This is a genomic window from Pseudomonas lactis (assembly GCF_001439845.1).
Lineage (GTDB): Bacteria > Pseudomonadota > Gammaproteobacteria > Pseudomonadales > Pseudomonadaceae > Aquipseudomonas > Aquipseudomonas lactis.
On record NZ_JYLO01000003.1, the window covers coordinates 317,945 to 340,671 of the forward strand.

Annotated in this window: 21 protein-coding genes; 9 read left to right on the forward strand and 12 right to left on the reverse strand. The window is 61.1% G+C overall.

The features are described from left to right. Positions 1 to 13: 13 nt before the first annotated feature. Complete coding sequence (locus tag TX24_RS06440) at positions 14 to 568, reverse strand: UPF0149 family protein (protein WP_034135518.1); 555 nt, start codon at positions 566 to 568, stop codon at positions 14 to 16. Positions 569 to 752: 184 nt separating this feature from the next. Here TX24_RS06440 and TX24_RS06445 point away from each other — a divergent pair, with 184 nt between their 5' ends. Both TX24_RS06445 and nudC read left to right on the forward strand, forming a co-directional pair. Further along, a complete protein-coding gene (locus TX24_RS06445; RefSeq protein ID WP_003191008.1) occupies positions 753 to 1,565 on the forward strand; it encodes a crotonase/enoyl-CoA hydratase family protein in 813 nt (270 codons plus the stop codon). 5 nt (positions 1,566 to 1,570) lie between these two features. Beyond that, positions 1,571 to 2,404, forward strand: coding sequence for an NAD(+) diphosphatase (gene nudC / locus TX24_RS06450; RefSeq protein ID WP_003191009.1), 834 nt, complete (start codon positions 1,571 to 1,573; stop codon positions 2,402 to 2,404). Here nudC and TX24_RS06455 read toward each other — a convergent pair. Beyond that, the gene (locus TX24_RS06455) at positions 2,372 to 3,151 is read right to left on the reverse strand and encodes a TSUP family transporter (RefSeq protein ID WP_003191011.1); all 780 of its coding nucleotides are present in this window, start codon (positions 3,149 to 3,151) and stop codon (positions 2,372 to 2,374) included. The two genes, nudC and TX24_RS06455, sit on opposite strands and share 33 nt — an antisense overlap. Before the next feature lie 233 nt (positions 3,152 to 3,384). Then, entirely contained in the window at positions 3,385 to 4,323 is a 939-nt protein-coding gene (locus TX24_RS06460) for a LysR substrate-binding domain-containing protein (RefSeq protein ID WP_057709931.1), read from the reverse strand. A 114-nt stretch (positions 4,324 to 4,437) separates the two neighbouring features. Between TX24_RS06460 and TX24_RS06465 the strand changes: the two genes are divergently transcribed. Genes TX24_RS06465 through TX24_RS06475 form a run of 3 tightly spaced genes read left to right on the forward strand, consistent with a single transcriptional unit; the run spans position 4,438 to position 6,660 of the window. Continuing rightward, positions 4,438 to 5,337 (forward strand): haloalkane dehalogenase, encoded by a 900-nt coding sequence (locus tag TX24_RS06465; RefSeq protein WP_003191014.1) that lies wholly within the window; start codon positions 4,438 to 4,440, stop codon positions 5,335 to 5,337. Positions 5,338 to 5,385: 48 nt separating this feature from the next. Next, positions 5,386 to 5,856, forward strand: a complete 471-nt coding sequence (locus TX24_RS06470; protein ID WP_057709932.1) for a nuclear transport factor 2 family protein — start codon at positions 5,386 to 5,388, stop codon at positions 5,854 to 5,856. A gap of 39 nt (positions 5,857 to 5,895) precedes the next feature. Then, complete coding sequence (locus TX24_RS06475; RefSeq protein ID WP_034135520.1) at positions 5,896 to 6,660, forward strand: nuclear transport factor 2 family protein; 765 nt, start codon at positions 5,896 to 5,898, stop codon at positions 6,658 to 6,660. 4 nt (positions 6,661 to 6,664) lie between these two features. Here TX24_RS06475 and pcsA read toward each other — a convergent pair whose 3' ends face one another. From pcsA to TX24_RS06490, 3 genes are all read right to left on the reverse strand, one after another. After that, positions 6,665 to 7,381, reverse strand: a complete 717-nt coding sequence (gene pcsA / locus TX24_RS06480) for a phosphatidylcholine synthase (RefSeq protein ID WP_057709933.1) — start codon at positions 7,379 to 7,381, stop codon at positions 6,665 to 6,667. A gap of 148 nt (positions 7,382 to 7,529) precedes the next feature. Then, positions 7,530 to 8,450: a class I SAM-dependent methyltransferase gene (locus tag TX24_RS06485; protein ID WP_057709934.1), complete on the reverse strand. Its 921-nt coding sequence runs from the start codon at positions 8,448 to 8,450 to the stop codon at positions 7,530 to 7,532. A gap of 49 nt (positions 8,451 to 8,499) precedes the next feature. Further along, positions 8,500 to 8,985, reverse strand: coding sequence for a DUF1289 domain-containing protein (locus TX24_RS06490; RefSeq protein WP_003191019.1), 486 nt, complete (start codon positions 8,983 to 8,985; stop codon positions 8,500 to 8,502). Positions 8,986 to 9,170: 185 nt separating this feature from the next. On the opposite strand from TX24_RS06490, the gene TX24_RS06495 reads away from it, so the two are divergent. Further along, entirely contained in the window at positions 9,171 to 9,470 is a 300-nt protein-coding gene (locus tag TX24_RS06495) for a putative quinol monooxygenase (RefSeq protein WP_032901053.1), read from the forward strand. Positions 9,471 to 9,588: 118 nt separating this feature from the next. On the opposite strand, the gene TX24_RS06500 is transcribed toward TX24_RS06495, so the two are convergent. Then, positions 9,589 to 10,839, reverse strand: coding sequence for a ribonucleotide-diphosphate reductase subunit beta (locus tag TX24_RS06500; RefSeq protein WP_057709935.1), 1,251 nt, complete (start codon positions 10,837 to 10,839; stop codon positions 9,589 to 9,591). 355 nt (positions 10,840 to 11,194) lie between these two features. Here TX24_RS06500 and TX24_RS06505 point away from each other — a divergent pair, with 355 nt between their 5' ends. Next, complete coding sequence (locus TX24_RS06505; protein ID WP_003173733.1) at positions 11,195 to 11,410, forward strand: TOBE domain-containing protein; 216 nt, start codon at positions 11,195 to 11,197, stop codon at positions 11,408 to 11,410. A gap of 39 nt (positions 11,411 to 11,449) precedes the next feature. Here the strand turns inward: TX24_RS06505 and TX24_RS06510 are convergent, their stop codons facing one another. After that, positions 11,450 to 14,635: a dermonecrotic toxin domain-containing protein gene (locus TX24_RS06510; RefSeq protein WP_057709936.1), complete on the reverse strand. Its 3,186-nt coding sequence runs from the start codon at positions 14,633 to 14,635 to the stop codon at positions 11,450 to 11,452. Between the two features lie 89 nt (positions 14,636 to 14,724). Continuing rightward, on the reverse strand, positions 14,725 to 15,870 hold the full coding sequence (locus TX24_RS06515; protein WP_003191027.1) for a MalY/PatB family protein: 1,146 nt from the start codon (positions 15,868 to 15,870) through the stop codon (positions 14,725 to 14,727). Positions 15,871 to 16,071: 201 nt separating this feature from the next. On the opposite strand from TX24_RS06515, the gene ggt reads away from it, so the two are divergent. Continuing rightward, positions 16,072 to 17,796, forward strand: coding sequence for a gamma-glutamyltransferase (ggt, locus tag TX24_RS06520; RefSeq protein ID WP_057709937.1), 1,725 nt, complete (start codon positions 16,072 to 16,074; stop codon positions 17,794 to 17,796). Between the two features lie 133 nt (positions 17,797 to 17,929). On the opposite strand, the gene TX24_RS06525 is transcribed toward ggt, so the two are convergent. From TX24_RS06525 to TX24_RS06535, 3 genes are all read right to left on the reverse strand, one after another. Next, positions 17,930 to 18,721 carry a MipA/OmpV family protein gene (locus tag TX24_RS06525; RefSeq protein ID WP_057709938.1) on the reverse strand — a complete coding sequence of 264 codons (792 nt, stop codon included), beginning with the start codon at positions 18,719 to 18,721 and terminating at the stop codon, positions 17,930 to 17,932. Positions 18,722 to 18,737: 16 nt separating this feature from the next. Then, the gene (locus tag TX24_RS06530) at positions 18,738 to 20,561 is read right to left on the reverse strand and encodes a serine hydrolase domain-containing protein (protein WP_057709939.1); all 1,824 of its coding nucleotides are present in this window, start codon (positions 20,559 to 20,561) and stop codon (positions 18,738 to 18,740) included. Between the two features lie 196 nt (positions 20,562 to 20,757). Continuing rightward, positions 20,758 to 21,639: a LysR family transcriptional regulator gene (locus TX24_RS06535; RefSeq protein WP_003191032.1), complete on the reverse strand. Its 882-nt coding sequence runs from the start codon at positions 21,637 to 21,639 to the stop codon at positions 20,758 to 20,760. A 243-nt stretch (positions 21,640 to 21,882) separates the two neighbouring features. Between TX24_RS06535 and TX24_RS06540 the strand changes: the two genes are divergently transcribed. Next, entirely contained in the window at positions 21,883 to 22,701 is an 819-nt protein-coding gene (locus TX24_RS06540; RefSeq protein ID WP_057710008.1) for an HTD2 family dehydratase, read from the forward strand. Positions 22,702 to 22,727 lie beyond the last annotated feature (26 nt).

The window sequence follows — 22,727 nt, forward strand, 5'->3', positions numbered from 1 at the left end:
CGCTCCTACGGCCTTAACGCTGGCTCAGCCAGTAGTCATGCAGCGCACGCGCAGCCGGTTCGATCTCGCTGACCCGCTGTTGATGGGCGTTTACATCCAGGTCTGCCGGCAGTTCGAAATTGTCCTGCTCGGCGCACCAGGAAATCCGCTCCAGTTGCCCGGCTTGTACAGCGGGCAATGGCGGCCAGTCGGCGATCGCCACACCGCGCACATAGCCAAAGCACCATTCCTCGGCCAGGGTCACCACCTGGCCCTGATGCTCGGTGTCATCGAAACGGGCCTTGAATGCCTGGGCGTCGGTGGCCAACTGCGCGGCGAGGGTATTCATATGACGCACGCACAGATCAAGGAAAGCCTGGGCTTCGTCCATGTTGTCCCATTTCGGGTTCTGCCCGCCCCAGATAGCCGGGAACCACTCGGCCACGTCCACTCGGGCGGGGCTTGAGACCAGCGCGGTGAAGTAACCGTCGAGTTCGGCCATGTTCAGCACTGAATGGTCGTCGCCGTACTGCAGCAGGGTGGCCTCGATGGCGTCGAAATCGGCAGGGGCGAGGGGATGAAGTTGCATGGAATTTCCTTTAAACGTCGAACGCCGCGCACGGTGCGGCTTAAAGCGCGAAGGATGGCGTGTGTGCGGGGTTTTATCCAGCGTCTTTTCCTGCGCCGGTGCCAGTCCCGCTTTTGGCCGATGCGCCGTGGCGCACCCTTGATATAGTGTGGCCTTTCTCAATCGCCAGTCAGGGATCACTGCCATGTCCGAATACCAAGCCTTCGTTGTCGAACTCAGCGGCAACGTTGCCCATGTGCAGATCAATCGCCCGGAAAAGATCAACGCCATGAACGCGGCGTTCTGGACCGAAATCATCGACATCTTCCAATGGATCGACGAAACCGACGCCGTGCGTGCCGTGGTGCTCAGCGGGGCGGGCAAGCACTTTTCCTCGGGCATCGACCTGATGATGCTGGCCTCGATCGCCAATGATTTTGGCAAGGACGTGGGGCGCAATGCGCGTCTGCTACGCCGCAAGATTCTCGAGCTGCAAGCCTCGTTCAACGCTGTGGACACTTGCCGCAAGCCCGTGCTGGCGGCGATCCAGGGCTATTGCATCGGCGGCGCCATCGACCTGATCAGTGCCTGCGACATGCGCTATGCCGCCGAGGACGCGCAATTCTCAATCAAGGAGATCGACATCGGCATGGCCGCCGACGTCGGCACCTTGCAACGCCTGCCCCGCATTATCGGCGACGGCATGCTGCGTGAACTGGCCTACACCGGCCGTCAGTTCGGCGCTGAAGAGGCCCGTAGCATCGGCCTGGTCAACCGCGTGTTTGCTGATCAGCAAAGCCTGCTGGCGGGTGTCATGGACCTGGCCCAGCAAATCGCCGCGAAGTCGCCGATTGCCGTGACCGGCACCAAGGCCATGATCAGCTACATGCGTGACCACACAGTCAATGACGGCCTGGAATACGTTGCCACCTGGAACTCGGCTATGTTGCAATCCAACGACCTGCGCGTGGCCATCGCGGCCCACATGAGTAAGCAGAAACCCGAATTCGTGGATTGACCGACATGACCCCAGGCTGGATTACTACAACGCTGCTGGACAACGACGCCCCTGGCGGCTGGGCCGTCGCCCGCAGCCGCGAAGGCTTTTTACACGACACCAATGGCCCGCTGTTCCCGCGCGAATGGCTCAAACGCCAGGACCTGTCGGTGTTTGCCGAACACGGCATCGGCCACCTCGACGGCGAGCCGGTGTACCTGCTGGAACTCGACTCGGTGGCGGATGTGCCAGGGTGCAGTTGGCAGGGCTTGCGCGGCTTTATGCTGCAAGGCGATCACACCCTGTACAAAGTGCTGGGCTACGCCGCGCAGATCGGCACCTGGGCGCGGGAGCACCGCTTTTGTGGCAGTTGTGGCCAGGCGATGGTGCAGGTGCCGAGGGAGCGGGCGATGTATTGCCAGGCCTGCGACCTGCGCAGCTACCCGCGTATCTCGCCAAGCATGATCGTGCTGGTGACCCGTGGCGATGAGATCCTGCTGGCCCGTTCGCCGCGTTTCGTCACGGGGGTCTATAGCACCCTGGCCGGTTTTGCCGAACCGGGTGAATCCGCCGAAGACTGCCTGATCCGGGAAGTGCGTGAAGAGGTGCAGGTGGAGGTCAAGAACATCCAGTACATGGGCAGCCAATGCTGGCCGTTCCCTCACTCGATGATGCTGGGCTTTCATGCCGAATACGCCGGTGGCGATATCGTGCCCCAGGCCGACGAGATCGAAGATGCGCAGTGGTTCAATATCCACGAGCTGCCGCCGTTGCCGGCGTCACGCTCGATTGCGCGTTACCTCATCGACCTCTACGTGGCCCGCCGCTTAGGCCACGCTGAACCAGTGCTGCCAGGCTAGGCGTACGGTCAGGCCCAGCACCACGGTGATAAACACCGGGCGAATGAATTTGGCGCCGCCGCTGATCGCGCTGCGTGCGCCAAAGAACGCGCCACACATCACCGACACCCCCATCGCCAGGCCGACAATCCAGTCCACCGACCCATTGATGATGAACACCGTCAGCGCCGCCGCGTTGCTGACGAAGTTCATGCTGCGCGCCACGCCGCTGGCCTTCACCAGGTCGATGGGGTGCAGCAGCATCGTGCTGACCGTCCAGAACGCCCCCGTGCCGGGCCCGGCCACGCCGTCGTAGAAGCCCAGGCCAAAGCCCTGGGTGGCTTGCCATTTCTTCTTGATCGGTGCCTCGGCATCCAGCGGCGCCTTGGGCGTGCCACCGAACAGCAGGTACACACCGCAGGCGAAGACGATCACCGGGAGCATCTTGTTCAGGGTTTCGGCGGGCAAGTAATGGGCGACGACCGCGCCGGTCAGCGCACCGATCAGTGTACCGACGATGGCGTGCACCCATTGGCGTGGGTGGAACAGCTTGCGGCGGTAGAAGGTAAAGCTGGCGGTGGCCGAACCGAAGGTGGAGCTGAGTTTGTTGGTGCCCAGTACCAGATGCGGCGGCATGCCGGCGGTGAGCAGGGCGGGCGTGGTCAACAAACCGCCACCGCCGGCGATGGCGTCGATAAAACCGGCGATAAAAGCGACAACGGCCAGGATGGCCAGGGTAGTGAGGTCAACGCTGAGTTCGAAAGGCATGGGCAGGGCTTATTGTTGGAGGGCCGCAGAAAGCCAGCATCTTACTGCGATGTGGCGGGTCTAGGCGATTCAAATGTGGGAGCGGGCTTGCCCGCGATAGCGGAGTGTCAGTCACTGAATTTTCAACTGAACCACCGCTATCGCAGGCAAGCCAGCTCCCACATTGGTTATGTATTGCCCACAAAATCTGCGCCTGGCACAGAACCTCTGTGGGAGCGGGTAGACACCCAGCCTCACCGAACCGAGTTCTGCATCACAATCTGTGGCAGATGCTCGGACAGAAAGTCAATCAGCGCCCTGACCGAAGGCAGCATGCCGCGCCGCGCCGAATACGCCAGGTGCAGCGTCAGCTCGGGGGCACTCCATTCTGGCAGCACCACCACCAATTGCTGTCGAGCTAGGGCGGGCAGGCACGCAACATCCGGCATCATCGCGATGCCCAACCCCTGGATGGCCGCATTCAGGATCGTTTCATGCTCCCTGCACATCAAGGTCGGCCGCAGCTTGGCGGTGGTGCGCGCACCATCGGGGCCCACCAGCAGCCATTGTGGCTGCGGCTCATCCGCCGCTTCGTAGTAGAGCGTTGGCCGTTGTGCCAGCTCGTCCGGATGAGACAGCGACCCCGTGCGATGGAGGTAGTCCGGGCTGGCGACCAGGATGCGCCGGCTGATCCCCAGGGGTTTGGCGACCAGGTCGGGGTCCATGTCCTCCGGCCGGCGCAGCCGCACGGCGATGTCCACCGATTCTGCCTGCAGGTCCACCGTGCGATCGGTGGCAAGCACCTGTACGCGCACTTGGGGGTAAAGGGTCATGAACGCCGGCAGGTTAGGGGCCAGGAATACCTGCGTCGCCAGCACCGGGCAACTGATGCGCACCAGCCCACGCGGCGCGGCGCTGGCCATGTCGATGACCTCTTGGGCTGCGAGCGCTTCGGTGATCGAGGCGCGGCAGTGGATGAAAAACCGCTCACCGAGGTCGGTCAGGGACACGTGGCGCGTGGTTCGATGGAACAAGCGGGCGCCCAGGCGTTGTTCGAGCGCCGCGACGCGTGCGCTGAGGCGCGACTTGGGGATGCCCAGCACCCGTCCCGCCGCTGAGAACCCGCCGTGCTCGGCGACCATGGAGAAATAGTAGAGATCGTTGAGGTCCTCCAGCACAGTCTGGGTGGCCATTCTATTGTCCGGTTTCAAGTAACAGAGGGTTCAAAACTAGCATCTATTGTGATGATTGTCCTTTGGTTAGGCTGATGACTCACCGAATCAGCTGGCACTCAAGGAGCCCCCGACATGCCTCTGCTTACCGCCGACAATCTTGCGCAATATGGCGACCCGCATCCACGCCAGCGAGTTGCCGTCCTCGACACCGACATGAGCTACGTGGACGTCGGCGCAGGCGACCCCATCGTCTTCCTGCACGGCAACCCCACGTGGTCCTATCTGTGGCGCAATATCATTCCTCACGCGCTGCCACACGGCAGATGCCTGGCGCCGGACCTGGTGGGTATGGGGCTCTCGGGCAAGTCGCCGACTCGCGCCTATTGCTTCGAGGATCATGCCCGCTATCTCGATGCCTGGTTCGAGGCCATGGGGTTGACCAACGTTGTGTTGGTCACCGATGACTGGGGCACTGCACTGGGAGCGCATTGGGCCAACCGCAACCGGGATCGTGTACAGGCGCTGGTGTATATGGAAGGTGTGGTGTTTCCGGGAAGCTGGGACGACTACGCCGGCGCAGGCAAGGACCTCTTCAAAGCCCTGCGCTCGGAACCAGGCGAGCAGATGATCCTTGAGGAGAACCTCTTCATCGAAGGGATCCTGCCTCGCACCACATTGCGCACCCTGGGCGTCGAGGAAATGGACGCCTACCGCGCGCCTTTTGCCACCCGGGAAGACCGATGGCCGACCCTGGCCTGGCCCCGCGAACTGCCTATCGAGGGTGAACCGGCCAATGTCGTCAAGATCATCGAGGCGTCTGGCGCATGGTTGGCGACCGAGGCACTGCCCAAGCTGCTGATCGTCGGGGAGCCAGGCGCGGTGCTCACCGGGCGTGCGCTGGCCTATGCCCGCACCTGGGCCAATCAACGCGAGGTCAGCGTGCCGGGCATTCATAGCCTGCAGGAAGACTCTCCGGCCGAGATCGGCCTGGCGCTGTCGCTCTTCCTGCGAGAACTGCGCCCCATCACCTGAAGCCATCCCATTCACACCCGTGCATGACCTGACCCCTGGAGGTAGACCATGAAACACACCTACAAAGGCCCCGACGATGCGTTGGAAGTGGCGCGCTTTGTCTGCAATGCAGTCAACGGCTGGACCGAAAACCCGACACGGATGACTCCCTATTTCACCCCGGACGGCGGTTGGGAATTTCCGTTCGCGCCCATAGAGTTTGGCCTGTTCTTCAAGGAGGTCCGTGGAGCCGAGGCCATGAAGCGCTACTTCAGCTCGCTCGTGCCTTATATGGAAAATCTGGATATCGGACCGGTAGAAAATTGGATCATCCATACGCTGAAGACCCCGCATACCTACGTTTACGAATACACCGGCACGGCCACCATCAGGGGCTCGGGCAAGCTCTATGAGCAGAACTACATTTCGATCGTGACGCTGGACGGCGGCAAGATCAAAACCTATCGCGAGCATTGGGACCCCTACGTCGCGCTGCGCGATTTCGGCCTGGCGCGCGCTGTTGACGGCGACGCGAAGTAGCGACTGCGACAGTTCCCAATTGCAAAGACGAGGTGAAACATGAACGCAAAAGACGTGGTAACCACGATGTGGACCGAACTGATGACCGCCAAGGACCCGGCCGTTATCCAGAAGTGGGTCGCCCCGACCTACGAGCAGCACAGCCCCTATGTGCAAACCGGCCGAGAAGGTCTTGAGCAGTTAGTGGCAAGCCTGCGAGACGACTACAGCTACGAGCTGGTGCGGATCTTCAGCGACGGCGACCTGGTGGTGTTGCACGGTATTCATCGCAACTGGCTCAACGGCGTATTCACCGGCGGCGAAGCTGTTGTCGGCGTCGACATGTTCCGCGTCGCGGATGATCAGATCCAGGAACATTGGGATGCGTCGGTGCCCGTGATGCGCATTTCTGCCTCCGGCCGCACCCAGCTTGACGGCCCGGCGACGGTTGAACATGCAGGCATGACGCAGCAGAGCGCAAACACGGCTAAAGCCTTCGTCCAGACGGTACTGGTCGACAAGCAGCATCAGCGCCTGCCCGAGTTCATCAGCAAGCATGGGTTGGCGCAGCACATTACGGAAATTGCCGATGGCGCCGCTTGCCTGACGCAAGCGTTGGCGGTGAGCGACAAGGAGTATGTCGCGATCAGGAAGATGGTGGCTGAAGGTGAGTTTGTCGCGGTCCAGTCAGAAGGGCGGGTCAATGGTCAAACCCACACTTTCTGGGACCTGTTCAGAGTCGATGCGCATGCAAAGATCGCTGAACAGTGGCAGGTAGCGGCGGTGTTCCCCGATGTCGTACCCCACGACAACGGGGCGTTCTAGAGCGTTATTTGTGCGCGCCCAGCCATTCCACGGCCGTGCGCCAGATGCAGATACCCAGGAAATAGGCCGACATCAGCGACCACAGACCAAATGTCCATGGGTTGGTGTTGGGGTAGTCCACCACCATCAGGAAGCTGCACAACAGCCAGATCGTGGTCACCGCGATGTTGATCGGCATGAAGCGCTTGACCCGGAACGGGTGCAGGAACTTCATCGGCGTCACGGTCAACAGCGCCAGGCCGATCACGGTCAGCAGGGTGAGCCACGCATCCGGCTGGATGATATAGACGCACAGGGCAACGACGTTCCAGGCGGCAGGGAAGCCGACGAAGTAGTTGTCCTTGCTCTTCATGTTCACGTTGCAAAAGCAGAACAGCGACGACACCAGGATCACCGACACCGCAAACAGGTGGGTGAAATCGGGCAGGTCGATGTAGCGGTAGATAAACAGTGCCGGAATGAATACGTAGGTGAGGTAGTCGATCACCAGGTCCAGCACCGAGCCGTCAAAGCTGGGCAGCACCGTGCTGACATTCACCCGTCGCGCCAGCGAGCCGTCGACGCCATCCACCACCAGCGCCAGGCCCAGCCACAGCAGGCACGCCTTGGGGGAGTTTTCCAGCAGCGCCAGGGTGGCCAAAAAGGCCAGTACCACACCGGTGGCGGTAAAGCCGTGGGCGCCCCAGGCTTTGAGTCTGGCTACATGCAGGGTCGATATCACGGGCGGTTCTCCAAAAGGTCAAACGGGGCAGCCGACGACGTAGCGCCGTCGAGTCTGGCCAGGGAATGCAGGTATCGACCGGGAAGGGGAGGATAAGGTTCACCGCCCGGCGTATCCGTTAGCGTAGCAAGCGTAGGATGTTTCGGCATCAGCCTTGACGGAACACCAGTGCCTTTAACCCGCTCTGGGGGTCGATATCAGGAAATTCCGGTGGGTTTTCCAGCCGCTGTACAAACCGCAGGCCCGGTGCTTCGCGGGTCACGCCGTCGATCAGGAAATCTTCGCCGAAGGCAGGATCGTTCATGCATGCCAGCACGGTGCCTTGGGCACTGAGCAAGTCTGGCAGTCGGCGCAGCACGCGCTGGTAATCCTTGGTCAGCAGGAAACTGCCTTTCTGGAAGGAGGGCGGGTCGATGATCACCAGGTCGTAAGGGCCATTGTTCGTCACCTTGGCCCAGGACTTGAACAGGTCGTGGCCCAGGAAGCTCACCCGGCTCAGGTCATGCCCATTCAGGCGATGGTTGTCGCGGCCACGGCTGAGGGCGCCACGGGCCATGTCCAGGTTCACCACATGGTCGGCGCCGCCTTCGATGGCGGCCACGGAAAAACCGCAGGTATAGGCAAACAAATTCAGCACGCGCTGGCCCTGGGCCTGTTCGCGCACCCAGTTGCGCCCGTAACGCATGTCGAGGAACAGCCCGCTGTTCTGTTTTTTACCCAGGTCGATCAGGTAGCGCAGGCCGTCCTCGGTGATGGTCAGCTCGTCGATGGCGTCGCCCACCAGCCATTCGGTGGTGCTTTGCGGCAGGTAGCGGTGTTGCAGGGCCACGGTGTGCGCGCCGAAAGCGGCCCAGTCGATGTGCAGTAGCGTCTGCTTCAGGGCCTGCAGGTGCTCGGTTTCCTTGAACAACGCCACCAGCACCACCCCTTGCAGCCAGTCCACCGTCAGTTGTTCCAGGCCCGGCCAGCAGCGGCCACGGCCATGGAACAGGCGCCGGGTTTCCGCAGGCGCGTCAGCCAGGGCAGTGAGCAAGTGGGCGTGCAGGGTAGCGAGTGCGTCTGGGTTCATCGTTAAGGGTCAGTCATCGGGCGGGCGGCATTTTAAACACAACTGTGGGTCAACGCGTGGCAATCAGCGCCGGGCCGAATGACTCTTTCAAGAAAACCGGGGCGATATAGCGTTCGTAATGTGCCTCGGACAGCAGAAAAAACTCTCGATCTATCGCATCGCGCAAATCCGCCAGGTGGCGCTCGCGAAACTCTGGCAGCAACGCCAACCCATAGGCATCGAGCCTGGAAATCACCCGCGCACCCCGTGCGATCAGCTGGTATGCCCAGCAATACGGCGACTGGTGCGGCATAAAACGAATCTTGCGCGCCTCCAGCTGCTGTCGCAGGCAGTGCGGGTCGAACACTTCCAGCTTGCTGGCCATCACCTGCACCAGCAGTTGTTCCAGACGCAGCCACACCGCCTGTTTTTCCTCGGCGCTATAGCCATTCCACTGGATCACCTCGTGGTGATAGCGCTTGCAGCCCCGACAGACCAGGTCACCGTAGACGGTGGAGCACAGGCCGACGCAAGGGGTCTTGATGGAGTGCGGCATTTTCAAGCCTTTGAAGAAAGTGTAAGCGTGTTTAGTCGGTGTTTCTTTGTCGCCAAGTGGGCAACGATGGCTTCAATCCATTGCGAGCGACACCCATGAAAACACCGATCAAAGCCTGGCTGTACGCCGTGATGTTCACCGCTGTTGCCGGCTGTTCCAACCCACCTACTCAAAGAGACATCGCCATGCCCAAACCCCTGGTATCCCTCGCCGTACTCAAGGCCAAACCTGGCCAAGAGCACGCTCTAAAAGCTGGCTTGCTGAGCCTGATCGAACCGACGCGGGCCGAACCTGGCAATCTGGATTACGTGTTGTTCGAGCGACGCGACGAACCCGGCACGTTCTACATGCGCGAGGCATTCAAGAACCAGGCGGCACTGGATGAGCATTTTGCCACGCCTTACTTCCAGCGCTTTGCCGCCACGGCGGATGCGTTGCTCAGCGAGCCGTTGCAGTTGATTTTCCTGGAGCAGGTGTCGAACTGAAGCCGTTGACGGTAGGAGCGAGCTTGCTCGCGAAGATCCCAAGGGCGCCGCGTTCATTCAGGATGAGCGCGTTATCGTTGACGTTCTTCGCGAGCAAGCTCGCTCCTACAGCGTTACGTCAGTCCCAGCTCAGCGCACCGCCGGTCTGGTACTCGATCACACGGGTCTCGAAGAAGTTTTTCTCTTTCTTCAAGTCCATGATCTCGCTCATCCACGGGAACGGGTTGGTGGTGCCTGGGTACTCTTCCTTCAAGCCAATCTGCGTCAAACGACGGTTGGCGATGAACTTCAAATAATCTTCCATCATTGCCGCATTCATGCCCAACACCCCACGAGGCATGGTGTCGCGAGCGTATTCGATCTCCAGCTGCGTACCCTGCAGAATCATCTGGGTCGCTTCTTCCTTCATCTCGGCATCCCACAAGTGCGGGTTTTCGATTTTGATCTGGTTGATCACGTCGATACCGAAGTTCAGGTGCATCGACTCATCGCGCAGGATGTACTGGAACTGCTCGGCCACGCCGGTCATTTTGTTGCGGCGGCCCATGGACAAAATCTGGGTGAAGCCGCAGTAGAAGAAGATGCCTTCCAGCACGCAGTAGTAGGCGACCAGGTTGCGCAGCAGTTCCTTGTCGGTTTCAACGGTGCCGGTTTCGAACTTCGGATCGGAGATCGAGCGGGTGTATTTCAGGCCCCAGGCGGCCTTTTTGGCCACCGATGGAATCTCGTGGTACATGTTGAAGATCTCGCCTTCATCCATGGCCAGCGATTCGATGCAGTACTGGTAGGCGTGGGTGTGGATCGCTTCTTCGAAGGCCTGGCGCAGGATGTACTGGCGGCACTCCGGGTTGGTGATCAGGCGGTACACGGCCAGTACCAGGTTGTTGGCCACCAGGGAGTCGGCGGTGGAGAAGAAGCCCAGGTTGCGCATGACGATGCGGCGTTCGTCGTCGGTCAGGCCTTCGGGGTTTTTCCACAGCGCGATGTCGGCGGTCATGTTGACCTCTTGCGGCATCCAGTGGTTGGCGCAGCCGTCGAGGTACTTCTGCCAGGCCCAGTCGTACTTGAACGGCACGAGTTGGTTGAGGTCGGCGCGGCAGTTGATCATGCGTTTTTCGTCAACGGCGACGCGGGCGGAGGCGCCTTCCAGCTCGGCGAGGCCTTCGGCGACGTCGAGTTTGTCCAGGGCGGCCTTGGCGCGCACGATGGCGGCAGAGTCGTTGGCGGTGACGGCGCGGGCTTCCACGGCGGCAGCGGCGCCGGCACCGTCGAGGCGGTCCATGTTGGCTTCGGTGGCGTGGCCGGCGTTGGCGCCTTTGATCACCGCTGCACCGGCGTCTTCGTTGTCGACTTCATCCCAACTCAGCATGGAAATACTCCTTCCTGGTACTCGAAAAATAAATGTTTTTGCAGGCTACAAGGCATTGAAATACTGCGCGTAGTGTGGTCGGTAAATACCGATGCTGCACACTATGTAGTGGTCTGATCTGTTTGTGGGCACACTATATGGGGTGTGACAACGTTGGTCAACGCACAAGATGTGCGGTCATAGGTCGCTGGCACACACAAATTCAGCCGTGGACGGGTCATGAAACATCACTCTGCTTATGTCTTTATCGAATAAATAAATAGATATTTATTCCTTTTAATATTCTATCCGGCAGCGCATTTTGAGGGCCTGCGCATTCGTGCGGATTGACCCAACAGCCAAAAGGAAAGCCGACATGACCATCAAAGCGATCAACGTGCGCAACCAGTTCAAAGGCGTGATCAAGGAGATCCTGCTGGGGGAAGTGGTGTCGGAAATCGACGTGCAGACCGCCTCGGGCATTGTGACGTCGGTGATCACCACACGCTCGGTGCGTGACCTGGAATTGAAGGTGGGCAGTGAAGTGATTGCCTTTGTGAAGTCCACAGAAGTGTCCATTGCCAAGTTGTGAGCGCCCAACAGGGTCAGGGAAAGGCGTGGGGCAGCGCCCTCAGTCAACTCGATTGAAAATTTCCCTGACCTGATCCTCGGGCATCACCCCTTTGCCCGTTCCCTCGATCAGCTCGAACGTGCCATCGGCATTCAGCGTAATGCCCAGGGAGCTGGCCAGCGTGACGCTGACGCCGGGCCGTGCTTGAAGCAGTGTCCTGAGCGGTTGTTCGCCCTGCAACGATTGCCCGATGGTGGTGGCCATGCCTTGCAGCGAACCTGAATTGACCCCGCCTACCAGGATGACCTGCCCACCTTTGTTCAGGGATGCGTTCAATCGGTTCAGCAACGCTTGGGTATTGCCGCCCCGCAGGCCCAGCTCCAGGTTGCTGCCGGTCAGGTGCATCAGCGTGCGGGTCTGGTAACGCGCACCGTCCCAGTCGGTGAGCACCGCAATGGCCGAGCAGTCGGTCAGGCTGCGGGTATAAAGCACGTCGTTGCCGCTCGTGAGTGTCGTGGCTTCACCCATGGTCACCTGCACGGTATTGGCGGCTTTCAGCTTGGCGGTGCGCCGCAACCAGCCCAGGGTAAGCCTGGCCGCGTCGGCCCTGGCCAGGTCTGCGGCCGGATGCACCTGGTTGCCAGGCAACGGTGAAACACGATGGGGGCGCAAGGCCACATCCGGTTTCAAGATGGCATTGGCCTGTTGCAGCCGGTACACCACTTCGCGCTGCTGCTCAGGGTTCATGCCTTTGCAGTGGCGCTTCAATTCGTCGATGTCGGCTTTGCTAAAACCTGAGCGCTGCAGCTGCTTGAAGGCTTTTTTGAGCGGAGCCAGCGCAACAAAGTCGGCCTGAAGGGCCTGCACAGCATGGTTGGCACTCAGAAACTGGCGGTACCCTTGCGCAAGGCTCAGCTCTAGAGGCCCGCATTTCGTGAACCTGATATCCCGGGTTTGCGTTTTATCCAATGGTGCGTAATAGAACTCGGCAGTGTCAGCCTCTACCACCAGGTAGCGCTGGCTGCCGCTGGTGACGACCACGCCTCTGAGCTGGCGTTGATCATTGCTGGCATTGCTGATGCTGCCGAGCTTGACCACCCGGGTATCTTTAGCAAACGTGTCGGCGCTGTCGCCTGTGTAAAAGCCGAAATCGGGGTCGTCAATGAGCTGGCCGCGCACGTGCGCCTTGTAAGTGATGCGTTCACCGTTTGCGACGGGCACCAGTTGGGGGCCGGTGTCGCCTTTGACTATTTTGTGCAGGCGTTTTTCATAGACCACCGTGCGCTCGCGCGTGAACAGCCCGGCCTTGGACGGGAACAACCGCACGTGCTCCAGGGCCTGCAGGCGTTGTTCGGGTTTGGGCAGGTCGGCGACACGTTTAACGAAGCACTCATCCTGAATGCCGCGTCGCACCCGCCCACCCAGAGCGGGCACAGGGCAAAACGCCTCAAAGTCCTCCAAGGGCTTGGCGTGTTCTGTTGCTTGCAGGTCGGTCAGCTCGCCAGGTCTTGTATTGAGGTAGCGATAGACCCGACCACGGTCCACCAGGTCATAGCCATTGGCGCGTGGCAGGGTATAGGCACTGGGGCTCAAAGGGTGTTCGATGACCATTGCCTGCCGGCCGTCGCTGAAAAGCTCCCGAGTCAGAGGGATCGTGGCCGGTTGCTCAAAGGCAGGCTCCTTCACGGTACCGCCCACGATGGCGAACAGCTCATTGAGCGCGCCATCCAGTGCGGCACTGCTGCCGTGTTTGCGCTCGGCCTGCGTGTCACCCGTGATCGATTGCTCGACACCCAATTGGGCTTCTACAAGGCCGGCGGCGGCCGCGACACCGACCACAACCGGTTCGCCAATCACTGCGAACTTGGCCGCCAGGCCGGCGGCTACGGTCAAATCGTTAAGCCAGGTATCGCGGGTGACCTCGCTGTTGGACTTAATCATGACGTCTGCATCGCGGGACATGCGTTCGCGGGTGGCGTCTTTGATCACGCTGAACACGTCGCCGTGAATGCGCACATTGGCGCTGTCGATAACGGTCCCTTCCAGGGTGTCCCAGTAGCCGCTGGCCAAGTAGCGAATGGCGCTGTCCGCGCCTTTGTTCGAGCGCGAATCGCCGGTGATGAAGGATTTGAAATCGCTCCAGAACCCCAAGTCGCTGTCTTGTCGGTCCCTGAGGGCGAAGTGCGATTGCAGCGCCTTGCGCGTCTCGGCATGCCGGCCTTGCTCGGCCACCCATTGGTCCATCGTGTCCAGGGAATCAAAGCGCAGGAAAGCGGGCTTGTGCCCCGGCATATACAGGACCTGCACGCCGTCTCGACGATCACGTAATTGCCCGTGGCTGCCGTAGTCAGTGGCGGTGAAACGCAGGATGTCGTGAGCGGGGCGCCCGTTGATGTCAAACACGTGAACCCGTGTGCGGCCTTCTACCGGCGCTGTCGCTCGTAGTTGTTCGACGCTCAGGGCTTGGTTTTCATCCAGGGACAGGTTGGCGGCCGCGCCCATCACCAGGCGGTAATCATCGCGGTTAAAGCGCTGCTCGGCCGGCATGTTCAGGCGTTCGGCGGGTGAGGCGCGCTCGTAGGCCTTGAGCTGTTCACGGGCCTGATAAATGAACTCGCCTTTCAAGGCGGTGCGGTAGTCATCGCCATGGTCGCGCCAGAAGCGTTCGAGCTTTTGAGTCATGTGCGCCTGAAAGTCGGTTTTCCAGCTTTCATGCATCAGCTGGGAAGGCGCCAGCGCAAACTGGTTATGGGCACCATAGCCGCCTTGGGTACTTTGCCCGCGGCCGACCGTGTATAAGCCGGCTTGCTGGTCAAGCACGCCGGGTAGCGCATCGTGTTCGCTGAAGTTGCTCAACAGTGCGTCCGGCAGCGCCTGGGAAACCGTGGGCTCTTCCCCCAGATGTTCCCAGTCGGTGACGGTATTGGCACTTTGTGCTTGCTGAAAGCGATTGAGGAAGATGGCGTCGGCATCGACCTTGCGCCCGGTCAACTTGAACACCAGCGCCTCGGCCCATTGCTTGGCTTCGTCGCGCACCCTGGGCAGCGCAGTGTGCGTGGCCTGCAACAGCTGCCGGTAGAGGGCTTTCTGATGGTCTACCGATGTACTTAGGTTTTGCCTCAACGCCGGTTTGCGTGGCGGTTGCAGAGGCTCCACTGAGTAGGCCGGCAAGGCCTGCGGGGTATCGCCGGCGATGGGTTTGAAATCCCAGGCAATGAGGGGGAGTGGGCGTGGCGGCAGAATCATCGACGGGCGGCTCCGGGAGAATTTCAATGGCACAGCGGGCAGCTAAGCCCGGTATGTGCGAAAAATCTCCCGTGCGGTTCCGACCGACGTCAGCGGTTTTGTAAGCTGATCTGCATGCGCTGCACGCCTTCCTCCAGCATCGCCCGTGGGCAACCAAAGTTCAGGCGCACGAATTGCTGGCTGTCATCGCCAAATTCAATCCCCGCGCTCAGGCCCACCTTGGCCTGTTCCAGGAAGAACCGTTGCGGGTCTTCCAGGCCCAATGCGCTGCAATCGAGCCACGCCAGAAACGTGCCTTGCGGCGCATGCATCACTACGCCGGGCAGTCGGGTTTTTACCGCGTCGAGCAGGTAGTCACGGTTGGCTTGCAGGTACTGCACCAGCGCGTTGAGCCAGTCGGTGCATTCGCTGTAGGCGGCGCGGGTGGCTTCCAGGCCCAGGGGGCTGACGCTGTCGACCATGCCGCAGCGCGCCTGATTGAAACGCTCGCGCACCTCGGCGTTCTGGACCACGGCGAAGCAGGTCTTCAGGCCGGCCACGTTATACGCCTTGCTCGCTGACATCAGGGTGATGGTGTTCTGGGCGATCTCGGGGCTGAGGCTGGCGGTGGGGATGTGGCGACGGCCGTCGAAGCACAGCTCTGCGTGGATTTCGTCGCTGATGATCAATGCGCCGGTGTCCAGGCAGGCATTGGCTACCGCCAGCAACTCTTCACGGGCAAACACCTTGCCGATGGGGTTGTGCGGGTTGCTCAGCAACAGCGCCCCGGCCCCGCTCAAGGCTTGGCGCATGGCCGGCAGCGGTGTGCGGTACTCGCCATCGATCAATTGGAACGGCACTTCGATGCGTGGCAGGTTCCAGTTGCCGGGCGCCAGGCGAATCGGCCGATAGTTGGGGGTTTGCAGTACCACCGCCTGGCCAGGCTGGACGAAGGCGTGCAGGGCCATATTGAAGCCAGGCTCCACGCCGGGCAGAAACAGCAGTTCTTCAGGCTGTACGCGCCAGGCGTACTTGGCCCACAAGTCGGCAACGATAGCGTCGCGCACGTCCGGGCCGGCCACGCTGTAGCCGAGAATCTGCTGGTCGAGGCGCGCGTGCAGGGCTTGCAAGATGGCGGGCGGCGCGGCGATGTCCATGTCGGCGATCCACATCGGCAGGACGTCTTGCGGGTAACGGCTCCACTTGGTACTGCCGGTATCGAAGCGTGGGTGGATCGTGTCGAAATCAAAGCTCATGGACAGGCTCGTATCAGGGCGGCGGTAAAAGAATGGCGCCGATTCTAGCGCCATTAATTTTATAGGCCAGAGCTGATTGCCGACGTGCGCAGCGGTGTGCGTTCCATGACCGACAAGTTCTGTAATAAAAACGCCATTGCGCTGGGGATTGAATCGGCTAGGGGCTATTTTGGTGCATCTCAATAATCAGAGTAGCCATGGATGAAATACCAACCCTTGAGTCACACGTTGATTGCGACCGCGCTGGTCTTGACGGTCAACGGTGTGCACGCAGCTTCCCAAGCCCCGGTTGCGGGTGAAAATGGCATGGTGGTCACGGCCCAGCACCTGGCAACCCACGTGGGTGTCGATGTGCTCAAGGCCGGCGGCAACGCGGTCGATGCGGCGGTGGCGGTAGGTTACGCGCTGGCGGTGGTGTACCCGGCGGCGGGCAACCTGGGCGGCGGTGGTTTCATGACCGTGCAACTGGCGGACGGGCGCAAGACCTTCCTCGACTTCCGCGAAAAAGCCCCGTTGGCGGCAACGGCCGACATGTACCTCGACAAGGCCGGCAATGTGGTCGAAGGCCTCAGCGCCAAAGGCCATTTGGCGGTCGGCGTACCGGGCACGGTGTCTGGCATGGAGCTGGCCCTGAGCAAGTACGGCACCCTCAAGCGCGCGCAAGTGATTGCCCCGGCGATCAAGCTGGCCGAAAACGGCTTTGCGCTGGAGCAGGGCGATATCGACCTGTTGCACACTGCCACCGGTGAGTTCGAAAAAGACCAGGACATGCGCGGGATCTTCCTGCACAACGGAAAACCGATGCAGGCGGGTCAGAAGCTGGTGCAGAAGGACCTGGCCAAGACCCTCAAGGAAATCTCGGCCAAGGGCACCGACGGTTTCTATAAAGGCTGGGTTGCCAAGGCGGTGGTGGATTCCAGCCAGGCCGGCAAAGGCATCATCACCCAGGCCGACCTCGACGCCTACAAAACCCGCGAACTGGCCCCCATCGAGTGCGACTACCGTGGCTACCATGTGGTCTCGGCACCGCCACCCAGCTCGGGCGGTGTAGTGATCTGCCAGATCATGAACATCCTCGAAGGCTACCCGATGGCCGATCTGGGCTATCACTCGGCCCAGGGCCTGCACTACCAGATCGAAGCGATGCGCCATGCCTACGTGGACCGCAACAGCTACCTGGGTGATCCGGACTTCGTGAAGAACCCCATCGAGCATCTGCTGGACAAGAACTACGCGGCCAAGCTACGCGCTGCCATCGAGCCGCAGAAGGCCGGTGACTCCCAGGCGATCAAGCCAGGTGTGTCGCCCCACGAAGGCAATAACACCACCCACTATTCCATCGTCGACAAGTGGGGCAACGCGGTCTCGGTGACCTATACCCTCAATGACTGGTTTGGCGCCGGGGTGATGGCCAGCAAGACCGGGGTGATTCTCAACGATGAAATGGATGACTTCACCGTCAAGGTCGGCGTGCCGAATATGTATGGGCTGGTGCAGGGCGAAGCCAACGCCATCGCACCGGGCAAGGCGCCGTTGTCATCGATGAGCCCGACCATCGTCACCAAGGACGGCAAGGCAGTAATGGTCGTTGGCACACCGGGGGGCAGCCGCATTATCACCGCGACCTTGCTGACCATCCTGAATGTCATCGACTACAAGATGAACATCCAGGAAGCCGTGGACGCACCGCGCTTCCACCAGCAATGGATGCCGGAAACCACCAACCTTGAGACCTTTGCGGTCAGCCCGGACACCCAGAAGATCCTCGAAAGCTGGGGCCACAAGTTTGCCGGCCCGCAAGATGCCAACCACCTGGCCGCCATCCTGGTAGGCGCGCCTTCCCTGGACGGCAAGCCGGTGGGTAACAACCGTTTCTATGGGGCCAATGACCCGCGGCGCAACACGGGCTTGTCGTTGGGCTACTAAAAGGAGCTGGCATTGTCTCTGTAGGAGCGAGCTTGCTCGCGAAAAACTCACAGGCGCCGCGTTTATCCAGAAAACACGCGTTATCGTTGACGTTTTTCGCGAGCAAGCTCGCTCCTACAGAGGGCAAGGTAGATCAGAAGGTGTATTGCAACTCCCCCGACACCGACGCCTGCAACCGCTGCTCCACAATCGGGCTCTTGCCGGCCTTGTCCGCCAGGTATTGCACATCCAGCAAGGTCGAGAACTGCGTGTGTTCGTTGATCGGCACGCTCCATGAAAGGCTCATGCCATTGCTGATATTGCCGGCACTTGCCTTGTATTCCTTGAAGCGGCTGCGGGTGGCCTGGTCGGTAGTCACGCCGTACCAGGTTTGCAGGTAATTGCGGTCACCGAAGCGGCTGTTGATGGCGGCATCGACGCAGCCGTAGCGGCCTTCATACACATGGGTACCCAGGCTCAACTCCAGATGGGTAAAAGCCTTGCCGGTTTCCTTGTGTTTATCTTCTTCAAGCGCATGTTCCAGGGTGGCGCCGATGATCACACCGCCGAGGTTGTAGGCGGCACTCACTCCCAATTGCGGACGCGACTTGATCTGGCCCATACCTTTGAGGCGTTTGGAGCCGGCCTGCATGCTTTCATTTTTATCCTTGCGCGAACCGCTTGCGCCAACGTATGCGCTGAAGCTCAGGGCATTACCTTCGTAACCCCAGCCCAGGCCCGTATCAGTATCGAGGAAGACGCCCCAGGGGCTGATGATTTTGCCGCCGAGTACAGGCGCCGTCATACGTTCGTCGCTGCCACTGTAGCGGGGTGCGTTGGCCATGCCGGCCTTGAGGCTGTATTGCCAGTCTTCGGCAAGCGCCGTATCGGCGGCGGCGAGCAGGCACAGTGAGGTCAATGACAGGCACAGGTTTTTTGCGTGCATCAGGTGTTTCTCCTGGTTAGAAATTCGAGGGTATGTGGGGTGATTGGATACGTTTGAAGGAATAACCCGAAGCGCTCAGCCCGTTGACCTGGCGGCTGACGGTATCGCCCAAGCCGTAACCGTTGCCGGCCAGTACCGCATGGGCGTTGTCGATGGGCAGCAGGATGTAGTCGGTCAGCGGCTCGCCGTGCAATTGGCCACGAATCACCAGAAAGCCGTCCTCCTGACGCACGCTGATGCCACTCAATGGCGCGTCGGGTTCATGGCTGCTGAGCACCTGATAGGTGCCGACCGTGTTGGCCCAGGCGGCAGGCAAGGGCGGTGGCTCGATGCGTTCACCGATGGCAATGCGTTGGCCGTGGCTGCGCGCGGTGAGCATTTGGCGGCCTTGTACCTGGATTACATCCAACTGCACGCGGCCCAACTCGCCCAGGTCCTTGCGCCAGAAGCCGAGGATCTTTTTCTGCGCGCGCAGCCAGCCTTGTTCATCACGTAACAGCTCGAAATCGTAGCCGGCCAGTTCGCCGGTCAAGCGTGCATGGTCATCCCTGATGCGGAACACGCCCCAGGCGGTCGCATAGAAACCAGCCAGGCGCTTGCGATCCACCGCCGCCGGCACATGGCGCAGCTTGAGGCCGTGGCTCGGCGCCTGGCAGTCATCGGCGCACACGGGCTGGCCAGTCTGTGCCTGGAGCATCAGGCGCAGGCTGTCGGTGGTCAGTGACACCACCATGTCTTCGGCGTTGCTGTCGTTGGCCATGATGATCACCGCCAGTTGCTGATCCGGTAGCAGGGTCAATTGGGCGACGAAGTCATCGCCGCCACCGCTGTGCTGGTAGGTGCGCACACCGGGGCCGATGGGCTCGTCACCGCAGGGTGCCAGAAACCAGCCCAGGCCGATCTGGCAGTCGAAATCCAGGGCGTTGCCGGTGTTTTGCTGGGTAAACATGGCGTCGATAGAAGCGCTGCCGAGGATCTGGCTGCCCTTGTAGGTGCCGTTGGCAAACAGCATGCGTACGTAGCGGCTGAGGTCTTTGGGGCTGGTCCACAGGCCACCGGCGGCGAGGTCACGCACTTGGGCGTCGGTGCTGGCCTTGCCGTCCTCGTAACCATGGGCGCGAAAGCCCATTTGTGCACCGGTGCCTACGAAGCTGGACTGGTTCATTCGCAGGGGCGTGAGCAGGCTGCTTTGCAACTGGGCTTCAAAGCTTTTACCGCTGCTGCGCTCGATGGCCGCGCCCACCAGTGAATAACCAAGGTTGGAGTACGCCACCTGGGACCCCGGCAGGCTGCTCAGCCACACACCCGACACGCGCATCGGCATTTGCCCCATGGCGTAGGTGCTGCGCAGGTCGCGCAGGTGCTCGCTGGGCAAGCCGGATTGATGGCTGAGCAAGCGCCGCAAAGTGATCGCTCGATCCGCCTCGGCCTGGTCGCTGTGAAAGCGTGAACGTACGTAGAACTCACGCAGGGTCTGCTGGATCGGTGCATCCAGCGCCAGGTGGTGCTGCTCCACCAGCTGCAGCGCCGCCGTGGCGCTCAGCAGTTTGGAAATGCCACCGGCGCGAAACGCGGTATTGGGCGTGACCGGCACCCCCTGGTCTTTGTCAGCCAGGCCAAAGCCACGGGCCCAGATCAGCTCCTGGCCATTGACCAGCGCAATCGACAAACCTGCCACATTGTCCCGAGCCATCTCCCGGGGAATGCAGGTTTGCAAGTAGCGGATGATTGCGCCGTAATCGCCTTTTTGAATCGGCGGCGGGGCAGGCGGTTGCGAGTGGCAACCGATACTGCCCATCAGGCAACCCAAGAGCGGAATACCGCGCAACCTGCGAAACATCAAGAGCACCCGAGCGATGGTTTGGATGCTGGAATGCTAGGGCGGCGGGGGCTTGGAATCTTTGAGTGCTTTGTCGGGAAACTGTCAAAGACTGTTAACAGCCACCTGTAGGAGCGAGCTCGCTCGCGAAAAACGCACAGGCGCCGCGTTTATCCAGAAAACACCCGTTATCGTTGAGGTTTTTTTCGAGCAAGGATCAGGGCATCAACGTGGCGATCAGCGCGCGAATGGTCCCTGGCAGCGCTTCCAGCTCGCGTACCAGGATGCTGCGCTCGCGAATCGCCCAGGGCTCGTCCAGTTTCACCGTCACCAGCTGCATGGTGCGGCTGTGACGCAGGGCGGCGGACTCGGGGATGATGCCGATGCCCACGCCGGCCTCGACCATCCGGCAGATCGCCTCGAAGCTCGAGACCTGGATACGCAGCGACAATTGCTTACCCAGGCGCTCGACGTGTTCGCGCAGGAAACTCAACAGCGTGCTGCCTTCATGCAGGCCGATGTGCTGATACGCCAGGGTCTGCTCAAGGGTCACTGAAGGCAGGTCGGCCAACGGATGCCCGACCGGCACCATCAGCACCAGTTCATCGGTGCTGAAATGCAGTACTTGCAAGCCGGAGGCTTCCACGGGGCCGGCGATGATGCCCATGTCACTGGTGCCATCGAGCACCCCGCGCACGATGTCCCGTGATAGGCGTTCCTGCAGGTCGACGGTGACGCCGGGGCGCTGTGACAGAAAGCCCGCCAGAACCTCCGGCAAAAATTCGGTGACCGCCGTGGTGTTGGCGAAGATACGGATATGTCCGGCCGAATCCACGCCGTATTGCGTGAACTCGCTTTTGAGGTAATCCACCTGGCGCATGATCAACCGCGCATGGTGCAACAGCCGCTCGCCTGCCGGGGTGATCTCCACGCCCCGGCTGTCGCGGTACAACAGGCGCGTGTCGAGCTGGCCTTCCAGGGCCTTGATCCGCGCACTGGCGGCAGCCGGCGACAGGAAGGCGCGCTTGGCGCCCTGGGTAAGGCTGGGGGATTCGGCGATATGGATGAACAGGCGCAGGTCGGCGAGATCGAAGTGCATGCAAAACTCCCGGACAACAGGTTTCCTGTGGGAGCTGGCTTGCCTGCGATAGCGGTGTGTCAGTAACGGAAATGCTCACTGACACACCGCTATCGCAGGCAAGCCAGCTCCCACATTGGTTCACGGTGTGGCTGTAAGCGTTCAGCATAACCGAACGCTGGTTTATTGAAATGCAAATTCTCAGAACGGGCAGGCCCTTGCATGATCCACGGCAGTCACCCACTGCCTGAGGACCTGCACCCGATGAGCGCTACTGATTGGATCGGCCGAAGTGAGACCGCCCACGACCACCTGAGCCATAACCTGCTCAAGCGTATCGCCGCCACGTTCGGTGAAGCCGTGCCCGCCGATGGCGACGCGGTGCCTGCGTTGTGGCAATGGTGTTTTTTCCAGGACCCGTTGCCCGAATCGGCCCTGGGCAGCGACGGTCACCCGGCACGCGGCGGATTTCTGCCTCCGGCCGATAACCGCAATCGCATGTGGGCCGGTGGGCGCCTGGAGTTTTTGCACCCACTGCGGGCTGGCGAGGCGGCCACGCGCGTATCCACCATCACCCAGGTCGAAGAAAAAACTGGGCGCACCGGTTCACTGTTATTCGTCACCGTGCGCCATGACTACTCCCAGGGCGGTCGCCTGGCCATCCGCGAGGAGCAGGACATCGTCTACCGCGAACCTACGCCACCCAAGGCGGGCAGCGGCGACGCGCTGGCCCAAGGCGAATGGACAGAGGCGGTCGAACCGACGCCGACCTTGCTGTTCCGCTACAGCGCCGTGACATTCAACGGCCACCGCATTCATTACGACTACCCCTATGTCACGGGCACCGAAGGCTATGCCGGCCTGGTGGTGCATGGCCCGCTGATCGCCACCTTGAGCCTGCGTGCGTTCTGCCGGGCGCACCCCGAAGCGACCCTGCGCCGCTTTGCCTATCGCGGTGTGCGCCCACTGATTGCGCCACAGCCTTTTGAGGTCGGCGGGCGCATCACCGCAACTGGCGTCGCAGACCTCTGGGCTGGCAACACTGAAGGCCTGGCGCAGACCGCCCAGGTGCATTTCGAATAACCCAATAACAACAGGCGGAGAGCCGT

Bases quoted from the DNA above. Each gene is read 5' to 3' on its own strand.
- TX24_RS06440 (WP_034135518.1), bottom strand. From the start codon at position 568: ATGCAACTTCATCCCCTCGCCCCTGCCGATTTCGACGCCATCGAGGCC.
- TX24_RS06445 (WP_003191008.1), top strand. From the start codon at position 753: ATGTCCGAATACCAAGCCTTCGTTGTCGAACTCAGCGGCAACGTTGCC.
- nudC (WP_003191009.1), top strand. From the start codon at position 1,571: ATGACCCCAGGCTGGATTACTACAACGCTGCTGGACAACGACGCCCCT.
- TX24_RS06455 (WP_003191011.1), bottom strand. From the start codon at position 3,151: ATGCCTTTCGAACTCAGCGTTGACCTCACTACCCTGGCCATCCTGGCC.
- TX24_RS06460 (WP_057709931.1), bottom strand. From the start codon at position 4,323: ATGGCCACCCAGACTGTGCTGGAGGACCTCAACGATCTCTACTATTTC.
- TX24_RS06465 (WP_003191014.1), top strand. From the start codon at position 4,438: ATGCCTCTGCTTACCGCCGACAATCTTGCGCAATATGGCGACCCGCAT.
- TX24_RS06470 (WP_057709932.1), top strand. From the start codon at position 5,386: ATGAAACACACCTACAAAGGCCCCGACGATGCGTTGGAAGTGGCGCGC.
- TX24_RS06475 (WP_034135520.1), top strand. From the start codon at position 5,896: ATGAACGCAAAAGACGTGGTAACCACGATGTGGACCGAACTGATGACC.
- TX24_RS06485 (WP_057709934.1), bottom strand. From the start codon at position 8,450: ATGAACCCAGACGCACTCGCTACCCTGCACGCCCACTTGCTCACTGCC.
- TX24_RS06490 (WP_003191019.1), bottom strand. From the start codon at position 8,985: ATGCCGCACTCCATCAAGACCCCTTGCGTCGGCCTGTGCTCCACCGTC.
- TX24_RS06495 (WP_032901053.1), top strand. From the start codon at position 9,171: ATGCCCAAACCCCTGGTATCCCTCGCCGTACTCAAGGCCAAACCTGGC.
- TX24_RS06500 (WP_057709935.1), bottom strand. From the start codon at position 10,839: ATGCTGAGTTGGGATGAAGTCGACAACGAAGACGCCGGTGCAGCGGTG.
- TX24_RS06505 (WP_003173733.1), top strand. From the start codon at position 11,195: ATGACCATCAAAGCGATCAACGTGCGCAACCAGTTCAAAGGCGTGATC.
- TX24_RS06510 (WP_057709936.1), bottom strand. From the start codon at position 14,635: ATGATTCTGCCGCCACGCCCACTCCCCCTCATTGCCTGGGATTTCAAA.
- TX24_RS06515 (WP_003191027.1), bottom strand. From the start codon at position 15,870: ATGAGCTTTGATTTCGACACGATCCACCCACGCTTCGATACCGGCAGT.
- ggt (WP_057709937.1), top strand. From the start codon at position 16,072: ATGAAATACCAACCCTTGAGTCACACGTTGATTGCGACCGCGCTGGTC.
- TX24_RS06525 (WP_057709938.1), bottom strand. From the start codon at position 18,721: ATGCACGCAAAAAACCTGTGCCTGTCATTGACCTCACTGTGCCTGCTC.
- TX24_RS06530 (WP_057709939.1), bottom strand. From the start codon at position 20,561: ATGTTTCGCAGGTTGCGCGGTATTCCGCTCTTGGGTTGCCTGATGGGC.
- TX24_RS06535 (WP_003191032.1), bottom strand. From the start codon at position 21,639: ATGCACTTCGATCTCGCCGACCTGCGCCTGTTCATCCATATCGCCGAA.
- TX24_RS06540 (WP_057710008.1), top strand. From the start codon at position 21,883: ATGAGCGCTACTGATTGGATCGGCCGAAGTGAGACCGCCCACGACCAC.